The organism is Rhodococcus sp. 06-156-4 (assembly GCF_002259345.1).
In the GTDB taxonomy this organism is placed as follows: domain Bacteria; phylum Actinomycetota; class Actinomycetes; order Mycobacteriales; family Mycobacteriaceae; genus Rhodococcoides; species Rhodococcoides fascians_E.
On record NZ_NPGB01000028.1, the window covers coordinates 204,498 to 220,356 of the forward strand.

Genomic DNA, 15,859 nt, shown 5'->3' on the forward strand with positions numbered 1-15,859 from the left:
CCTACGCGGACCTGGTGAATTGATCCGCCACCGCGCGGAGCGCATGCAGGTCCGACACCTCGAACGGAAGGGACGGCACGCCGACGATCGGGACCCGTGGGTGTGCCGAGGTGAACCGTCGGAGCAGGCGCAGTTCGCGAGCGGCCGTCACTGCCCGGGCGGCGTGAATGCGCAGCACCGCGGCGGCGAGCTTCCCGTCGTCCGAGCCCTCCAACTGATCGGCAGCCGTGACGGCGTGATCGGCAGGCAGCGACAACAGCGTCGGGTGCGTCCGGTTCAGGATCAGGCCGGCCAGCGGCATTCCCTCACCGCTCAATCGATCCACGAAGTACGCAGCCTCGCGTAACGCATCCGGCTCGGCCGCCGCGACGACGACGAAGCTGGTGCCGCTCTCGCGAAGCAACTGGTAAGTGCGCGTCGCGCGCTCGCGGAAGCCCCCGAACATCGAGTCGAGCGACTGCACGAACGCCGACGCATCGGTGAGCATCTGACTACCGATCACCGTCGACACGCCGCGCAGGGCCAGGCTCATCGCGCTGGTCACCATCCGCGTCAGGCCGCGTCCCGGCGCCATCAACAACCTGATGAAACGTCCGTCGAGGAACGAGCCGAGACGCTGCGGCGCATCGAGAAAATCCAGAGCATTGCGCGACGGTGGGGTGTCCACGACGATCAGATCCCACGTCGAGTCGGACGCGAGCTGGCCGAGTTTCTCCATCGCCATGTACTCCTGCGTTCCGGAGAACGACGAGGCCACCGTTTGATAGAACGGGTTGGCCAGCACCTGCTCGGCTTTCTCCGGCGTCGAGTGCTCGATCACCATCTCGTCGAACGTCCGACGCATGTTCAACATCATGGCGTGCAGTTCGCCCGTCGCCCCGGCAGGCAGTTTCACCGGCTGTGGCGAGTTGTCGAGCTCGTCGACCCCGAGTGCTTGGGCCAGACGCCGCGCTGGATCGATCGTCAACACCACGACCTTGCGGCCCTGCTCCGCCGCTCGAAGCGCCATCGACGCCGCTGTCGTCGTCTTCCCGACGCCACCTGCCCCGCACACCACGACGATGCGGGAGTTGGCACCCCGAAGAATTTTCTCGACGTCGAGTACGGGCGCTGCAGCCTTGCTCATTTCACACCCTGCTCTCTGAGTTCTGCCGCCAGTTCGTACAACCCGCCCAGGTCGACGCCGTCCGCCAGCATCGGCAGGCGCAGTCTCGCGGAATCCAACTCGTCGAGCTGACGGCCACTGTCCACCTGAGCTGCCAGCGTCGACGCGTGCTCGATCGTTTCCGTCAGCAAGCCTGCGAAATCGTCGTCGGACAGGGAAATTCCTGTCTTCTCCAGCCCGGTTCTGAGTGCGGCGACGTCGACGGTTCCGTGTGCCGCGTCGTCGAGCGACTCCTCCGGCAGGTACGTCGGCTCGGTGCGGTTGACGATGACGGTGCCCAACTGCAGATCGGCTGCCTCCAGCTCCGTCACGGCATCCGCCGTCTCCTGCACCGGCAACGCCTCGAGCAACGTCACGAGATGTACGACGGTGTCGGCCGAATGCAGCAACCGGACGACGCCCTCGCTCTGCGAGCGGACCGGGCCGCCCTTGGCCAGGTCGGCCATCGCCTTGGTGACATCGAGGAAGTTGCCGATACGGCCCGTGGGAGGTGAATCGACGACCACCTCGTCGTACACGCGTTTCCCGGCTTTGTCGGTGCGGACGACGCACTCCTTGACCTTGCCGGTCAGCAGGACGTCGCGTAGACCGGGGGCGATGGTGGTCGCGAACTCGATCGCGCCGATCTTGCGCATGGCGCGCCCGGCGAAACCTAGGTTGTAGAACATGTCGAGGTACTCGAGAAACGCAGTTTCGATGTCGATGGCCAGCGCGTAGACCTCACCGCCGCCGTCCGCGGACGCCACCCGCGTCTCGACGGGCGGGAGTGGGGGAACGTCGAACAGCTGGGCTATGCCCTGCCTGCCTTCGACTTCCACCAGCAACACTCGCCGACCGTCGGCCGCGAGTGCCAACGCAAGCGCGGCGGCAACCGTCGACTTACCGGTGCCGCCTTTGCCGGAGACGAAGTGCAACCGCGCAGTGTCGGCCTTCTCCGGCCAACCTTCGAAACTCGATGTGACCACAACACGACCATATAGACGAATCGGATGTCACCTCGGCGGAACCGTGCGGTCCGAGGTCGCGGCGACTATCTCGCGTCCTTGATCACGGCGACTACGTCGTCCACGGCCTGCTTCAGAATGTCGACGTAGCGGGCGTGGTCGGGGAAGGTGTCGGGGCACGCAGTCACGCAGATCGTGACCGTGTCGCCCAGGCCGTAGAAGCCGTGGGTGACGGAGCGGGCGGGGCCGAGCATCGGGAAGCCGCCGGAGAAGAGACAGGGCGCCCCGCACAGTTCCAGATCGGTGTCCCCGCGGTCGACACTGACGACCGTCAGGTTGCTCGTCACCGATTCGTGAACGGTGCGCTCACGAGGTGCATGTTTGCGTGCGCGTCTGTCCACAGCGAGAAAGACCGGAGCGGGTACGAGATTCTCGGCTTCGATCCACCGCAGAAGGAGCGGGTCGAGGACGTTCCTGCGTGTCTCGGACAACGACGCCGCGGTTCGTCTTGCGCGCTCGGCGATGTCGGGCACGCCGACGTGAAGGTCGACGTCTCCGTTCACGACGCGGTTCTCGGCGGGCCACGACACGTCCTCGGGAAGTCCCATGGGCACGAGCGCGTTCAGTGTGTCCGGGACTGGATCGCCGATGGTCTCGAGGTAGCGCTCGGTGGCGAGGCCGACGGCGGTCAAGGCCGTGGTTGTGACACTGAATCGGGTCCCGGTGACCCGAAGTGGAGCACAAGGGATCACATGGGCGACACGGTTTCCGGTGGGCTCGACGTTGCCCACGATGGACGGTCGAAGGACGTTTCGATCGGTGATGGACCCGCGCGCACGCTCGAAGGTACGGCGTGAGCGGCGCGCGGCAAGACGCGCGGCCACCAGACGAAACGGAAGGGCGGCAGCGGCTCCCACCGCCACCGGAACACGCAGGTGAGGCTTGAACAGGCGTGCCTGGGATGGACGAGGGCGTGGCGGCTCCACCGAGAACAGGGCCCGCGCGAGCCGCGTCGCCCCTCGTCCGTCGGTCAGTGCGTGGCTTACCTGAAAGACCACGACCAGTGCGCGCCCCGATGCGTGCGGTACGTCCTCGACATCTCGTGCCACGTGGACCTGCCAGGCGGCTCGAGTTGCATCGACGGGCGTCTGCACCAGCAGACCGAGTTCGTCGACGACGCCTTCCCATGTGCGAGAATCGAATTGGAGAATCCTAGGAGGTTCGCCGCTTCGGGACCAATACGGGTAATCGAGGTTTCCGGGGATCTCGACGAGACGCTTGTTCAGGTCCGGAATCGATCGGGCACGTACGCCGATGAACTCCGTGATCTCGTCGAACGTCGGGGACGGGAGGTCACCTGTGTCGAAGGTCAGCAGCACGTATTGGTCTCGTGATGTGCTCTTCGAGGCATAGTGAAATGCCGCGTCGAGGATGTCCAGACGGCTCACGGCTTCGACCCTCTCACATGACGCCCGGCCGATACACCGTCGAAGCGTCCGGTCGATCGGACTGCGGCATGACCGCCGACTAGGCTCACCGGCATGAGCGAAAAGATCATCTGGGAGTACTTCACCGCGCCGGTGCTGATTCACGCGACCAAGCAGATTCTGGACAACTACGGTGCCGAGGGCTGGGAACTCGTCACCATCATGTCCGGTCCCAACGGTGGCGACACGTTGGTGGCCTACTTCAAGCGCCCGAAGGCCTAGCGATGGCGTGGAGTGAGCGCTTGGCCGAACTCGGGATCGAGTTACCTCCGGTAGTGCCGCCGCTGGCTGCGTACATTCCCGCCGTGCAGACCGGATCGCTGGTCTACACGTCGGGTCAGCTGCCGTTGGTTTCCGGTGAGCTGACGGCCACCGGGAAGGTCGGCGCGGACGTGTCGGCCGAGGATGCCGCCGACGCTGCGCGTGTCTGCGCACTGAACGCGCTGGCGGCGATCAATTCGCTCGTCGGTGTCGATTCGATCAAGCGCGTCGTGAAGGTCGTCGGATTCGTCGCGTCGGCTCCCGGTTTCACCGGTCAGCCTGCCGTCGTCAACGGGGCGTCGAACGTGATCGGCGAGATCTTCGGTGACGCGGGAAAGCACGCCAGGTCCGCCGTCGGTGTAGCCGAACTCCCGATCGATGCCCCCGTCGAGGTCGAGCTGATCGTCGAGGTCTGAGCCGTCACACGGCGTCGAGTGCTCGCTGAAGATGGAGCCCGCGGCGAACGGAACAGGGATGCTCGACGCCCCCGGCGATCGACTCGAGGAATTCGTCGAGAAGAACTCGGAAGCAGTCGGTCGCCGGTGTCGAACGGTCCTGCAGTGACAGCACACCGTCGCTGCCGCTGATCTCCACCCGGAAGACCGACGGTTGCACCGGTGTGGCGAGCGACAGGCGCGACGTGCTCAACTTCCCGCCCTCGTGTTCGAGCACCACGGTCCAGGTGTCCGAAGACTCGTCCCGACGGCTCAGCGCCACGCCGGTGATGGGCCCGAGGGTCAGGTCCAGCAGATCGAAGACGTGCGGCCCGACGTCGAACAGGGCACCGTCGCGTCGACGCCACGGTGAATTCGAGTACTCGCCTCCGAGCACTGCCCCGGACAGCCAGGTCCCGGACGCCGAACTCCAATCCCGTCCGTCGGCCTCGGCGAGAAACTCACGTGTCTCCGGAGCGAACCGCCTGGTCAACGCCACGATCGAGCCGACGCCTGCGTCGGCGACGGCGTCGGCAAGCCGGGTGGCGTCGTCCAGGTTCGACGCGATGGGTTTGTCGAGCACGACGTGTTTTCCCGCCTCGGCTGCTGCGATGGCCAAGCCGGCCTGCACTTCCGGGGGCGCGGCGAACGCGACGGCATCCACGTCGGCCATCAGTGTCTCGACGCTGTCGTAGACCGGGGCGCCCATCCCTGCAGCTGCATCGGGGCGGCGGGCCCACACGCCCACGAAGTCGATAGCGGGGTGCGCGGCAAGGGACGGGGCGTGTGTGGCGCGAGCCCATGGACCCGCGCCGACCAATCCGATTCTCATGCTCTTAAAGTACGACTATGACTCTCGCGCACCCGGCATACGGTCAGCTTCGACAGGTCACACCGACGGCAGCGGTTCTGCTCGCCGACAATCCCGGAAAGATGACACTCGACGGCACCAACACCTGGATTCTGCGCGCACCCGGAAGCGATGACGTGGTCGTCGTCGATCCGGGGCCGAAGGACAAGAAGCATCTCGACGCGGTGGCCGCGTCGGGCACTGTGGTTCTCGTGCTGGTGACGCATCGGCACGGCGATCACACGGGTGGGTTGAAGCGGTTCCACAAGAAGACGGGCGCACCGATCCGCGCGTTCTCCGACGAATTCGTCTACGGCAGCACAGCGTTGGTCGACGGCGAGGTCATCGAGGCGGCCGGGTTGAAGATCACCGTTCTCGCGACTCCCGGCCACACAGCGGATTCGTCGAGCTTCGTACTCGACGACGCGATTCTCACCGGGGACACGATCCTCGGTCGCGGCACGACGGTCCTCGATCCCAAGGACGGGACTCTCGCGGACTACCTGGCGTCGCTGGACCGGCTCGAAGCCGCAGGGGCAGGCAAGATCGCGCTACCCGGGCACGGAGCCGAGGTGGCCGACACAGCGGAGGTTGCGCGAATGTACCGAAAGCACCGGCTGGAACGCCTCGAGCAGATCAAAGCTGCGTTGGCGGTACTCGGCGAGGATGCCAAGCCGATGAAGGTGGTCAAGCACGTCTACGCGGACGTGGACAAGAAGTTGTGGCCAGCTGCGCGCATGTCCGTCAAGGCGCAGCTGACCTACCTTCGAGAGAGCTAGCGAGCTCGGCGAGCCAGACGCTCGGAGTCGGAGATCAGCACGCTCTTGCCCTCGAGCCGCAGCCAACCGCGGTGCGCGAAATCCGCGAGTGCCTTGTTGACGGTCTCACGCGATGCGCCGACGAGCTGAGCGATCTCTTCCTGCGTCAGGTCGTGCGTGACGCGGAGCGAACCGGCTTCCTGGGTGCCGAAGCGCTGCGCCAGCTGGAGAAGCGCCTTTGCGACACGGCCGGGGACGTCGGTGAAGATCAGATCCGCGAGGTTGTTGTTGGTACGACGCAACCGGCGAGCCAGCACGCGCAGAAGCTGCTCGGCGATCTCGGGGCGCTGGTCGATCCAAGCCTTCAGAGCGTCGCGGTCCATGCTGACCGCGCGGACCTCGGTGACCGTCGTCGCGGTGGACGTGCGGGGACCCGGATCGAAGATGGACAGCTCACCGAACATGTCCGACGGACCCATGATGGTCAGCAGGTTCTCGCGGCCATCGGGAGAACGGCGTCCGAGCTTGATCTTGCCGGAGACGATGATGTACAGCCGGTCACCGGGCTCGCCCTCGTTGAAGACCACATGTCCACGAGGAAAATCGACCGGCTGCAGCTGCTTCGTCAGCGCTGCTACCGCAGAGGGTTCGACTCCTTGGAAGATGCCGGCCCGTGCCAGGACGTCGTCCACTTGCGCTCCTTTTGGGATGTCGCCGGCGTGGTCACCCGCGTCGACGAAAGGCGTTTCTCGCTTACGTGCTCCCGGCGAGCCTGAGGCTCGACGAGCTCACGTCAGTAATCAAACATGACAATTATCTCGGTGAAGTCTACTTCGCCGAGATGGATAACGAGTGATCGGCACCACCGACGTGCCGTGAAGGTTGTGAACTAAACGAATTGTTCAGCCGCTGTTCATCGGAAATGCGACATTTCGGGCTCAGCTTGCGCGCTGATCCGCGAGTTCCTCGGAAGCCGGGGTACGACGCTTGCGGCTGTTGAAGCGAGCGAGAGCGTGCGGCATGCCCTCGTTCGCGAGGGTCGCGACCTCGGAGGTGCTGGCCTGATCGAGGAACTCCTGCACTTCTTGTTCGCGGACACCGAGCTTGCTCAAGCGGAACTCCACGCGCTCCATGGCGAGGGCGAACAACATCAGGAGCACAGGGAAGAGCACTACGGCGAGTCCTTGCATACCGAGCAGTAAACACCGAAAAGGTCTCGATAAGAACACAGGGCCGATTCGTTGCAGATTCTTGTCCGTACAGTTGTGGAGTGAAATCGACAGCTCCGTCGGCGCTCGACGTGCGCAAACGCGAAGAGACCGCATTGGGGCTCAAACGCCGAGCGCGACGAATGAACCGAGAGCTCGCCGTCGCGTTTCCGCACGTCTACTGCGAACTCGACTTCACCAACCCCCTCGAACTGGCCGTCGCCACCATTCTGTCGGCGCAGTGCACCGACAAACGCGTCAACATGGTTACTCCGGCGCTATTCGTGAGATATCGCACTGCCAAGGATTACGCCGAAGCCGACAGAACGGAACTCGAGGAGTACATCCGCACCACCGGCTTCTACCGAAACAAGGCGAACTCGCTGATCGGACTCGGATCCGCCCTGCTGGAGAAGTTCGACGGTCAGGTCCCGGCTCGCTTGAAGGACCTCGTCACGCTCCCCGGAATCGGACGAAAGACCGCAAACGTCGTGCTGGGGAACGCGTTCGACGTACCGGGGATCACCGTCGACACCCACTTCGGCCGACTCGTCCGACGGTGGCAGTGGACCGACGCGGAGGACCCGGTGAAAGTCGAGCATGCCGTCGGCGCGCTGATCGAGCGCAAGGAATGGACACTGCTCAGCCACCGCGTGATCTTCCACGGACGCCGCGTGTGCCACGCCCGCAAGCCCGCGTGCGGTGTCTGCGTCCTCGCCAAGGACTGTCCTTCCTACGGCCTCGGCCCGACCGACAAGGTGGAGGCAGCGGCGCTCGTGAAGGGCCCGGAAACGGACCACCTCCTCGAGTTGGCAGGAGTGGAGCCTGCGGAACGACCCGGTGAAGCAGGAGTGGAGCCTGCGGAACGACCCCATGAAGCAGGAGTGGAGCCAGAGTCTGCGGAACGATCTGGTGGGGGGCCGCGGTGACGGGGTCTGCGGCGAGGTGGTCGTTGGCGGCGTTGCTGGTGGTCGTGGCGTTGGTCTACGCGATCTGGCCGCGCGGCGACGATCCGGAGCCGGTGACGGGGATGCCCGGGCAGGGTGCGCCGGTCGTCGAGGAGCGGCGGTCCGCGGACACCGCCGAGGCGCTTGCCCCGCTGCGTGAGCGTGCCGGGTTGCAGAGTTGCCCGGCGCCGTCCGCCGAGAACGACTCGTCCGGTCCGTTGGCCGGGATCGTGCTCGAGTGCATCGGTGACGGTTCGCAGGTGGATCTGGGCCGCGCTCTCGCGGGGGCTCCGACGTTGATCAACCTGTGGGCGTACTGGTGCGGTCCGTGCGCGCAGGAGTTGCCGCATCTGCAGGAGTACGCGTCGCAGATGCAGGGACGGGTCACGGTGTTGACCGTGCACCAGGACCGGAACGAGTCGAACGGGCTGACGAAGCTCGCCGATTACGGGGTGACGTTGCCGGGTGTGCAGGACGGGGCAGGGCGCATAGCAGCAGCCGTCGGCGCACCGAATGTGCTCCCCGTGTCGATTCTCGTGGGCGCGGATGGCAATGTCGCCGAGGTGCTGCCACAACCGTTCGACAGTGTTCAGGAGATCGACGACGCCGTGTCCGCGGGGCTCGGAATCAGCCGATGACTCCGCAGTGGTTGAGGAAGGTCGTCGACGCAGCGAGTGGCGAACGAGGCTTGATCGACACGACGGGTACCAATCCGGTGCTCGAACGTACGGCGCCCGACGGCGCGATCGTGCGTGCGGCATCGGTGTTGGTGCTGTTCGGTGGTTCGGAGGATGCGGACCCGACGGCGCAGGGCGGAGTGCCTGCCGATGCGGACGTGCTTTTGACTCAGCGAGCAGCGACGTTGCGTCAACACAGTGGTCAGGTGGCTTTCCCGGGAGGGGCCACCGATCCCGAGGACGATTCGCCGGTCGCGACGGCTCTGCGCGAAGCGGTCGAGGAGACCGGCCTCGACCCGGGAGGCGTCGAACCGCTCGCCACCCTGCCCGGCATCTACGTGCCGCCGTCGAGGTTCGACGTCGTCCCGGTGCTCGCGTACTGGCGCAACCCCAGCGAGGTCGGCGTCGTGGACACCGCCGAGGCCGCGCGGGTGGTGCGAGTGCCCATCCGGTCGTTGATCGATCCCGACAACCGATTCCAGGTCCGACACCCGGCGGGATATCAAGGCCCCGCATTCGCGGTCGACGGGATGCTGGTGTGGGGCTTCACCGGCGGTATTCTGGCAGGCCTGCTCGCGGTGTCCGGGTGGGAACTGGACTGGGACACCGACGACATCCGTGATCTGGAGACGAGTTTGGCCACAGTAGGGGAGGGTCTGGACCAGTGACCGGTTCGACATGGGTCGACATCATCGTCCTCGGCGTCGCGCTGGTGGCGGCATCCTCGGGATGGCGGCAGGGCGCGGTGGCGTCGGCGATGGCGTTTCTGGGTGTGGTGCTCGGTGCGGTCGCGGGCATCCTGATCGCCCCCCACGTGTTGGTTCACGTGGACGGGTCACGTATGCGTGTGCTCGTCGGGATCGCGCTGATCGTTGTGCTGGTGATCGTCGGTGAAGTGTCGGGAATGGTGTTGGGCCGGGCATTGCGCAGCGGAATGCATTCTCGCGGAGCACGATCGGTGGACAGCGTCGTGGGCGCTGGGCTGCAGGCCGTTGCGGTGCTCGCGGCGGCGTGGTTGCTCGCCATCCCGCTGACGTCGTCGTCGCAACCGGAGGTAGCCAGTGCCGTGCGCGGATCGACGGTGCTCGGAAAGGTCGACGACGTCGCGCCCGGGTGGCTTCGCGAGGTCCCCAAGGAGTTCTCCGCACTGCTCGACACGTCGGGTCTGCCCGACGTCATCGGACCGTTCGGCCGCACCCCGGTAGCGAACGTCGACGTACCCGATCCGGCTCTGCAGGCCAGCCCCGTCGTGGACCAGCTGCACGAGAGTGTGCTGAAGATCAGCGGTGTCGCGCCGAGCTGCCAGAAAGCGCTCGAAGGATCGGGATTCGTCGTCGCGCCGGAACTGGTGATGACCAACGCCCACGTGGTCGCGGGCACCGACGGAGTCACCGTCGACTCGCTCGGTACCGTCCTCGATGCCGACGTCGTCCTGTTCGATCCCGAGGAGGACGTGGCGATCCTTCGCGTGCCCGGGCTGCAGGCGCCGGTTCTGAACTTCGCTCCCGATCCTGCGGTGTCCGGCGAGAGCGCGATCGTTCTCGGCTACCCGGGCGGCGGTCCTTACACGGCCAGCCCGGCGCGGGTGCGCGAGATGCTCAACCTCAACGGCCCGGACATCTACCGCACCGGAACCGTCGAGCGTCAGGTGTACACCGTCCGCGGCACCGTCCGGCAGGGCAACTCCGGTGGCCCGCTCGTCACCGAGGACGGGCAGGTTCTGGGCTTGGTCTTCGGCGCTGCCGTGGACGACCCAGACACCGGATTCGTGTTGACCGCAGCCGAGATTGCCGACGAACTCGCGCAGAGCATGAACGCCCCGGTGCCGGTGGGTACGGGAGCGTGCATCGTCTGATGCGGCTCCGCCGCATGTGAGTACTTATGCGGGGTCAGCGGACGCCGGACGACTCCAGGAGCTCCTTCAGCTGATCGGTGACCTCACCGGGCGACTCCTGGTGCGCATAGTGACCGGCGCCGAGAACGGTGTGCAGACGCCGCTGCGGTGCCCATCCGACGTCGCCGTGGACGGTGCGGGCCAGGACGTACGGGTCCAGTTCGCCGCGAATCTGCAGCGCGGGGATGTCCAGCGACGTGTCCATCGCCTTCATGAAACGACGGCCGTCGCCGCGGAACTGGCTGCGGAACGCCCACCGCTGATATTCGAGCGCACAGTGCGCGGCACCGGCGATGCGGATCGCGGACCGCAGCTGGGTCACGGCGTCGGTGCATTCCTCGGTGCCCTGCCAGGCAGGGCTGGTCCGCGACCTGAACAGCTGCTCGACGGCCTCACCGTTCTTCTTCGTCAGGGAACGCTCCGGCACGAGAGGCACTTGATAGCGCAGAAAGAACGGCAGAAGGGCTCGTCGCTGTGCCTTGTCGCGAAGTACCGACCGACGTAGCGCGATCGGGTGCGGCGACCCGACCAGGCCGATCGCGCTCACCATCCTGGGGTGCAACGCGGCCGTGGCCCAGCACACGAGTCCGCCGTCGGCGTGCCCGACGAGTGCAGCCCGCGAATGACCGAGAGCCCTGATGAGGCCGACGACGTCGCCCGCCAGCGTCCATCCGTCGTATCCGCGGGGCGGCTTGTCGCTGTCCCCGTATCCGCGTAGGTCGACGGCGACTGCGCGGTAGCCGGCTTCGGTCAGCGACGTGAGCTGGTGACGCCAGGACCACCAGAAGTCGGCGAAGCCGTGCAGCAGCACCACGAGAGGGCCGTCGGCAGGTGAATCGGCTGCCTCGACGACGTGGAAGCGGATGCCGTTGGCATGTACGTCCCGGTGCGTCCAGGGGCCGGCGAAACGCACCGTCGACGGGTCGGGCTGGCTCATGTTCGGTGCGTGCCGCCGCTACTTCTTGTAACCGGGGATGCCGGGAGTGCTCTCGTGCTGGTTCGGCAGCACCGTCGACGCCTGCTTGAGCGAGTCGATGGTCTTCTCGGGCTTGCGCAGCTTCTTGACGCGCAGGTAGCCGAGGAAGCCGAACAGTGCGGCGACGAGCAGCATGAACACGAAGACGATCAGGAACGCGGCCCACCTGGGCAGCCAGATGTCGAGTGTCTCCGCGGCGAAGAAGAAGAAGAAGAACGCACTGAAGATCAGAACCGCGAGCGCGAGCAGGAAGAACAGGCTGCCCTGCAGACCCTTCTTGATCTCACCGGTGACCTCGGCCTTGGCCAGCTCGACCTCGGCGCGCACCAGCGTCGACACCTGCGTCGTCGCGTCCTTGACCAGGTTGCCGATGCTGCCGGTGCCGGGCGCGCGGTAGTCGACGTCCGACAACGGGATGGACGAGATGGTGTTCGGCACCCCGTCCGGGTAGCCGTTCTTGCCGTTGGCAATGGTGCCTTGGCCGCGATTGGTATCGCTCAACTTCTCGACCCCTCCACTTGCTGGTGCATCGTTTGGTTCTTGCGGCCCTAACACTAGTGCCGACCCATGTTCGTACGCGTCGTGGCTGCAGGAACGACGCATCCGCTGAAATTCTCAGGTTGCTGTCAGGTAACTTCCCAGTTGTACATACCCCCATATATCGAGTGCAATCGCAGGAGCGCAGGCAGTGAGTACTTCCCCGTCCGTCCCAGGTGACGGCTCTGTAGCGGCGGCCCCGGAGGTACCACGGTCTCGTATCGTCGTGGCTTCGATGGTCGGAACGTCGATCGAGTTCTTCGACTTCTACATCTACGCGACCGCCGCGGTTCTCGTTTTCCCCAAGCTGTTCTTCCCGGCCGGGAACGACACGACGGCGTTGCTCGCGTCGTTCGCGACGTTCGGGCTCGCGTTCGTCGCGCGTCCCATCGGGTCCATTCTGTTCGGCCATTTCGGTGACCGCATCGGGCGGAAGGCGACCCTCGTCGGCTCGCTGCTGACGATGGGTGTCGCGACGTTCCTGATCGGTCTGCTGCCGACGTACGACTCCGTAGGCATCATCGCGCCTGCTCTGCTGGCCCTCATGCGTTTCGCGCAGGGTGTCGGTCTGGGCGGCGAGTGGAGTGGCGCTGCGCTGCTCGCGACGGAGACGGCGAAGCCGGGCAAGCGCGCCTGGGCTGCGATGTACCCGCAGCTGGGTGCGCCGATCGGATTCTTCTTCGCCAACGGCATCTTCCTGTTGATCGTCATCCTCACCGGGTACGACGCCGCGGTGTCCGGCAGCGACCATGCCTTCCTGACGTGGGGGTGGCGAATCCCGTTCCTGCTGAGCGCGATCATGGTCATCATCGGCCTGTACGTGCGGTTGAAGCTGGAGGAGACCCCGGTGTTCAAGCTCGCCGTCGAGCGCGGACAGAAGGTCAAGACCCCGCTGGCCGAGGTCTTCAAGACGAGCTGGCGTCAGCTGATCATCGGCACGTTCGTGATGCTGGCGACGTACACGCTGTTCTACATCATGACCACGTGGGTCGTCAGCTACGGAACCGGCAAGGTCTCCGACGTGAACGGTCCGAAGATCACCATCGCTTACACCGATTTCCTCGAGCTGCAGCTGATCGCGGTGCTGTTCTTCGCAGCCCTGATTCCGGTGGCAGGCATCCTCGCCGACAAGTACGGCCGTCGACCTACCTTGATCGTCATCACCGCGGCGATCGTCGTGTTCGGTCTGTCGTTCCACTGGTTCGCGGCGCCGGAGAACGCGTCGGCCGGACGCATGCTGGTCTTCATGTGCGTCGGTCTCGGCTTGATGGGTCTCACCTTCGGCCCGATGAGTGCTGTTCTGCCCGAGCTGTTCCCGACGAACGTGCGGTACACCGGTTCGGGAATCTCGTACAACACCAGCTCGATCCTCGGTGCCGCAGTGGCACCGTTCATCGCCACCTGGCTGGTCTCGAGCTACGGCGTCGGATGGGTCGGGGTGTACCTGGCCATCGTTGCTGCACTGACCCTGATCTCGCTGATCGTGATGAAGGAAACCAGGGACCAGCAGCTCGAGAACGTGTAACGCTCGACTGACGGAAATACCCCCGAGATGTGCGGTTCCAGGAGTCCTGGACGCACAACTCGGGGGTATTTTGCAGGAGCGGAGCCTGCGGAGTGACCCATTTGAAAGCGAAAGTGTCAGCGGCCCTTCTTGATTGCCTCGAAGACCTTGGGGTCGACGAGGGTGGAGGTGTCGCCCAGGTCGCGGCCTTCGGCGACGTCGCGCAGGAGGCGTCGCATGATCTTGCCGGAGCGGGTCTTGGGTAGTTCGGGGACGATGGAGATCTCGCGTGGCTTGGCGATCGGTGAGATCTCCTTCGACACCTGTGCTTTGAGCTCGGCGATGAGTTCGTCGCCGGTGTTGTCCACTCCGGCACGCAGGATGACGAACGCGACGATGCCCTGGCCGGTGGTCTCGTCGGCGGCTCCGACGACGGCTGCTTCGGCGACGCCGTGGTGGCTGACGAGTGCCGATTCGACTTCGCTGGTGGAGATGCGGTGGCCGGAGACGTTCATGACGTCGTCGACGCGGCCGAGGACCCACAGGGCGCCGTCGTCGTCGTACTTGGCGCCGTCACCGGCGAAGTACCAGCCTTCTTCGGCGTAGCGGGACCAGTAGGTGTCCTTGTACCGTTCCATGTCGCCCCAGATGCCGCGCAGCATCGACGGCCACGGCTGGTCGAGGACGAGGTATCCGTTGCCGCCGTTGCCGAGTGGCTTGGCGTCGTCGTCGACGATCTTGGCGGAGATGCCCGGTAGTGGGGTCATCGCCGAACCCGGCTTGGTGGAGGTGACGCCGGGGAGCGGGGAGATCATGATGGCCCCGGTCTCGGTCTGCCACCACGTGTCGACGATGGGGGCGGTGCCGCCGCCGACGACGTCGCGGAACCATCGCCATGCTTCGGGGTTGATGGGTTCGCCGACGGATCCGAGCAGGCGGACGCTCGTGAGGTCGTGTGCTTCGGGGATTTCCTTGCCCCACTTCATGAACGTGCGCACGAGGGTGGGGGAGGTGTAGTAGATCGAGACCTTGTACTTCTCGATGACGTTCCAATGCCGGTGCTCGTCGGGGGAGTTGGGGGTTCCCTCGTAGACGACCTGGGTGGCGCGGTTGGAGAGGGGGCCGTAGACGATGTAGGAGTGCCCGGTGACCCAGCCGATGTCGGCGGTGCACCAGTAGACGTCCTTGCCTGCTTTGTGGTCGAAGACGTTGTGGTGGGTGTAGGAGGTCTGCGTCAGGTATCCGCCGGAGGTGTGGATGATGCCCTTGGGCTTACCGGTGGTGCCGGAGGTGTAGAGGATGAACAGTGGGTGTTCGGCCGGGAACGGCTGCGCCTCGTGCTCTGTCGATGCCTGCGCGACGCTCTCGTGCCACCACAGGTCGCGGCCCTCGGTCCAGTCCACCTCGGAGTCGGTGCGCTTGACGACGAGCACATGCTCGACTGACGCGGCAGCGTTCTCGAATGCACTGCCGGCTGCCCCGTCGACGGCGTGGTCGACGGTCTCTTTGATGGGCGCGGGCTTGCCGCGCCGCCACTGGCCGTCGGTGGTGATGACGAGTTTGGCTTCGGCGTCGTCGATGCGTGAGCGCAGTGCGGTGGCGGAGAATCCGGCGAAGACGACGGAGTGTGTGAGGCCGAGGCGTGCGCACGCGAGGATGGAGACGATGGCCTCGGGGATCATCGGCATGTAGATCGCGACGCGGTCGCCGGCGACGAGACCGAGGTCGGTGAGGGTGTTCGCGGCCTGGGAGACCTCGGCGAGGAGATCGGAGTAGGTGACGTCGCGGCTGTCGCCCGGTTCGCCTTCCCAGTGGATGGCGACCTGGTCACCGTGGCCGTCGAGGACGTGGCGGTCGACGCAGTTGTAGGCGACGTTGAGTTCGCCGTCGCCGAACCACTTGGCGACGGGTGCATCGGACCAGTCGAGTACCTCGGTGAACGGGGTGTGCCAGTGCAGCCGGCTCGCTTGTTCGGCCCAGAACGCCAGTCGGTCCTTCTCGGCGTCGTCGTAGAGGTCGGCCGTCGCGTTGGCCTGAGCCGCGAACTCGGCCGAAGGCGGGTAGGTCTCCCCGGCGCCGTTCTCAGTGGCTTCAGGGGTACTGGTCGTCATCTCTGATTGCTCGCTTTCGTCGTCCGCGTAAGGCGCTCGATGCCATCACAGGCAGCCCTTGTGAGGGTAGTCACATGTGAGGGCGGTCGCATCGTTGCAGCGGTGT

17 protein-coding genes are annotated in these 15,859 nt (G+C 65.5%); 8 read left to right on the forward strand and 9 right to left on the reverse strand.

The window, feature by feature from the left end; translation table 11 throughout:
• Position 1: 1 nt before the first annotated feature.
• From bagB to CH290_RS20865, 3 genes are all read right to left on the reverse strand, one after another.
• A complete protein-coding gene (gene bagB / locus CH290_RS20855; RefSeq protein ID WP_033190094.1) occupies positions 2 to 1,126 on the reverse strand; it encodes an ArsA family ATPase in 1,125 nt (374 codons plus the stop codon).
• Positions 1,123 to 2,130 carry an ATPase BagA gene (bagA, locus tag CH290_RS20860; RefSeq protein ID WP_019662941.1) on the reverse strand — a complete coding sequence of 336 codons (1,008 nt, stop codon included), beginning with the start codon at positions 2,128 to 2,130 and terminating at the stop codon, positions 1,123 to 1,125. Before bagA ends, bagB begins: the two co-directional genes overlap by 4 nt.
• 65 nt (positions 2,131 to 2,195) lie before the next feature.
• Positions 2,196 to 3,557 carry a wax ester/triacylglycerol synthase domain-containing protein gene (locus CH290_RS20865; protein ID WP_033190095.1) on the reverse strand — a complete coding sequence of 454 codons (1,362 nt, stop codon included), beginning with the start codon at positions 3,555 to 3,557 and terminating at the stop codon, positions 2,196 to 2,198.
• 93 nt (positions 3,558 to 3,650) lie between these two features.
• On the opposite strand from CH290_RS20865, the gene sp36 reads away from it, so the two are divergent.
• Both sp36 and CH290_RS20875 read left to right on the forward strand, forming a co-directional pair.
• Entirely contained in the window at positions 3,651 to 3,818 is a 168-nt protein-coding gene (gene sp36 / locus CH290_RS20870; RefSeq protein ID WP_094620701.1) for a Sp36 family protein, read from the forward strand.
• 2 nt (positions 3,819 to 3,820) lie between these two features.
• Positions 3,821 to 4,273, forward strand: coding sequence for a RidA family protein (locus tag CH290_RS20875; protein ID WP_026347400.1), 453 nt, complete (start codon positions 3,821 to 3,823; stop codon positions 4,271 to 4,273).
• A 4-nt stretch (positions 4,274 to 4,277) separates the two neighbouring features.
• Here CH290_RS20875 and CH290_RS20880 read toward each other — a convergent pair whose 3' ends face one another.
• A complete protein-coding gene (locus CH290_RS20880; protein WP_033190096.1) occupies positions 4,278 to 5,123 on the reverse strand; it encodes a Gfo/Idh/MocA family protein in 846 nt (281 codons plus the stop codon).
• Positions 5,124 to 5,140: 17 nt separating this feature from the next.
• Between CH290_RS20880 and CH290_RS20885 the strand changes: the two genes are divergently transcribed.
• Entirely contained in the window at positions 5,141 to 5,920 is a 780-nt protein-coding gene (locus tag CH290_RS20885; RefSeq protein WP_019662946.1) for an MBL fold metallo-hydrolase, read from the forward strand.
• Here the strand turns inward: CH290_RS20885 and CH290_RS20890 are convergent.
• Positions 5,917 to 6,591 (reverse strand): Crp/Fnr family transcriptional regulator, encoded by a 675-nt coding sequence (locus CH290_RS20890; protein ID WP_019662947.1) that lies wholly within the window; start codon positions 6,589 to 6,591, stop codon positions 5,917 to 5,919. The genes CH290_RS20885 and CH290_RS20890 overlap by 4 nt on opposite strands.
• A gap of 246 nt (positions 6,592 to 6,837) precedes the next feature.
• Entirely contained in the window at positions 6,838 to 7,089 is a 252-nt protein-coding gene (locus CH290_RS20895) for a hypothetical protein (protein ID WP_019662949.1), read from the reverse strand.
• Positions 7,090 to 7,169: 80 nt separating this feature from the next.
• Here CH290_RS20895 and nth point away from each other — a divergent pair, with 80 nt between their 5' ends.
• The 4 genes from nth to marP are packed head-to-tail and all read left to right on the forward strand — an operon-like array spanning position 7,170 to position 10,586.
• Positions 7,170 to 8,036 carry an endonuclease III gene (gene nth, locus CH290_RS20900; protein WP_033190097.1) on the forward strand — a complete coding sequence of 289 codons (867 nt, stop codon included), beginning with the start codon at positions 7,170 to 7,172 and terminating at the stop codon, positions 8,034 to 8,036.
• A complete protein-coding gene (locus tag CH290_RS20905) occupies positions 8,033 to 8,692 on the forward strand; it encodes a TlpA family protein disulfide reductase (protein ID WP_033190098.1) in 660 nt (219 codons plus the stop codon). The genes nth and CH290_RS20905 overlap by 4 nt, the downstream gene beginning before the upstream one ends.
• Positions 8,689 to 9,399, forward strand: a complete 711-nt coding sequence (locus CH290_RS20910; RefSeq protein ID WP_019662952.1) for an NUDIX hydrolase — start codon at positions 8,689 to 8,691, stop codon at positions 9,397 to 9,399. The genes CH290_RS20905 and CH290_RS20910 overlap by 4 nt, the downstream gene beginning before the upstream one ends.
• A complete protein-coding gene (marP, locus tag CH290_RS20915) occupies positions 9,396 to 10,586 on the forward strand; it encodes an acid resistance serine protease MarP (protein WP_019662953.1) in 1,191 nt (396 codons plus the stop codon). Before CH290_RS20910 ends, marP begins: the two co-directional genes overlap by 4 nt.
• Positions 10,587 to 10,620: 34 nt before the next feature.
• Here the strand turns inward: marP and CH290_RS20920 are convergent, their stop codons facing one another.
• Positions 10,621 to 11,562, reverse strand: coding sequence for an alpha/beta fold hydrolase (locus CH290_RS20920; RefSeq protein WP_020110980.1), 942 nt, complete (start codon positions 11,560 to 11,562; stop codon positions 10,621 to 10,623).
• An 18-nt stretch (positions 11,563 to 11,580) separates the two neighbouring features.
• Positions 11,581 to 12,102 carry a phage holin family protein gene (locus CH290_RS20925; protein WP_019662955.1) on the reverse strand — a complete coding sequence of 174 codons (522 nt, stop codon included), beginning with the start codon at positions 12,100 to 12,102 and terminating at the stop codon, positions 11,581 to 11,583.
• Between the two features lie 187 nt (positions 12,103 to 12,289).
• On the opposite strand from CH290_RS20925, the gene CH290_RS20930 reads away from it, so the two are divergent.
• Positions 12,290 to 13,663 carry an MFS transporter gene (locus CH290_RS20930; RefSeq protein WP_170947540.1) on the forward strand — a complete coding sequence of 458 codons (1,374 nt, stop codon included), beginning with the start codon at positions 12,290 to 12,292 and terminating at the stop codon, positions 13,661 to 13,663.
• A gap of 116 nt (positions 13,664 to 13,779) precedes the next feature.
• Here CH290_RS20930 and acs read toward each other — a convergent pair whose 3' ends face one another.
• On the reverse strand, positions 13,780 to 15,753 hold the full coding sequence (acs, locus tag CH290_RS20935) for an acetate--CoA ligase (RefSeq protein WP_033190099.1): 1,974 nt from the start codon (positions 15,751 to 15,753) through the stop codon (positions 13,780 to 13,782).
• Positions 15,754 to 15,859 lie beyond the last annotated feature (106 nt).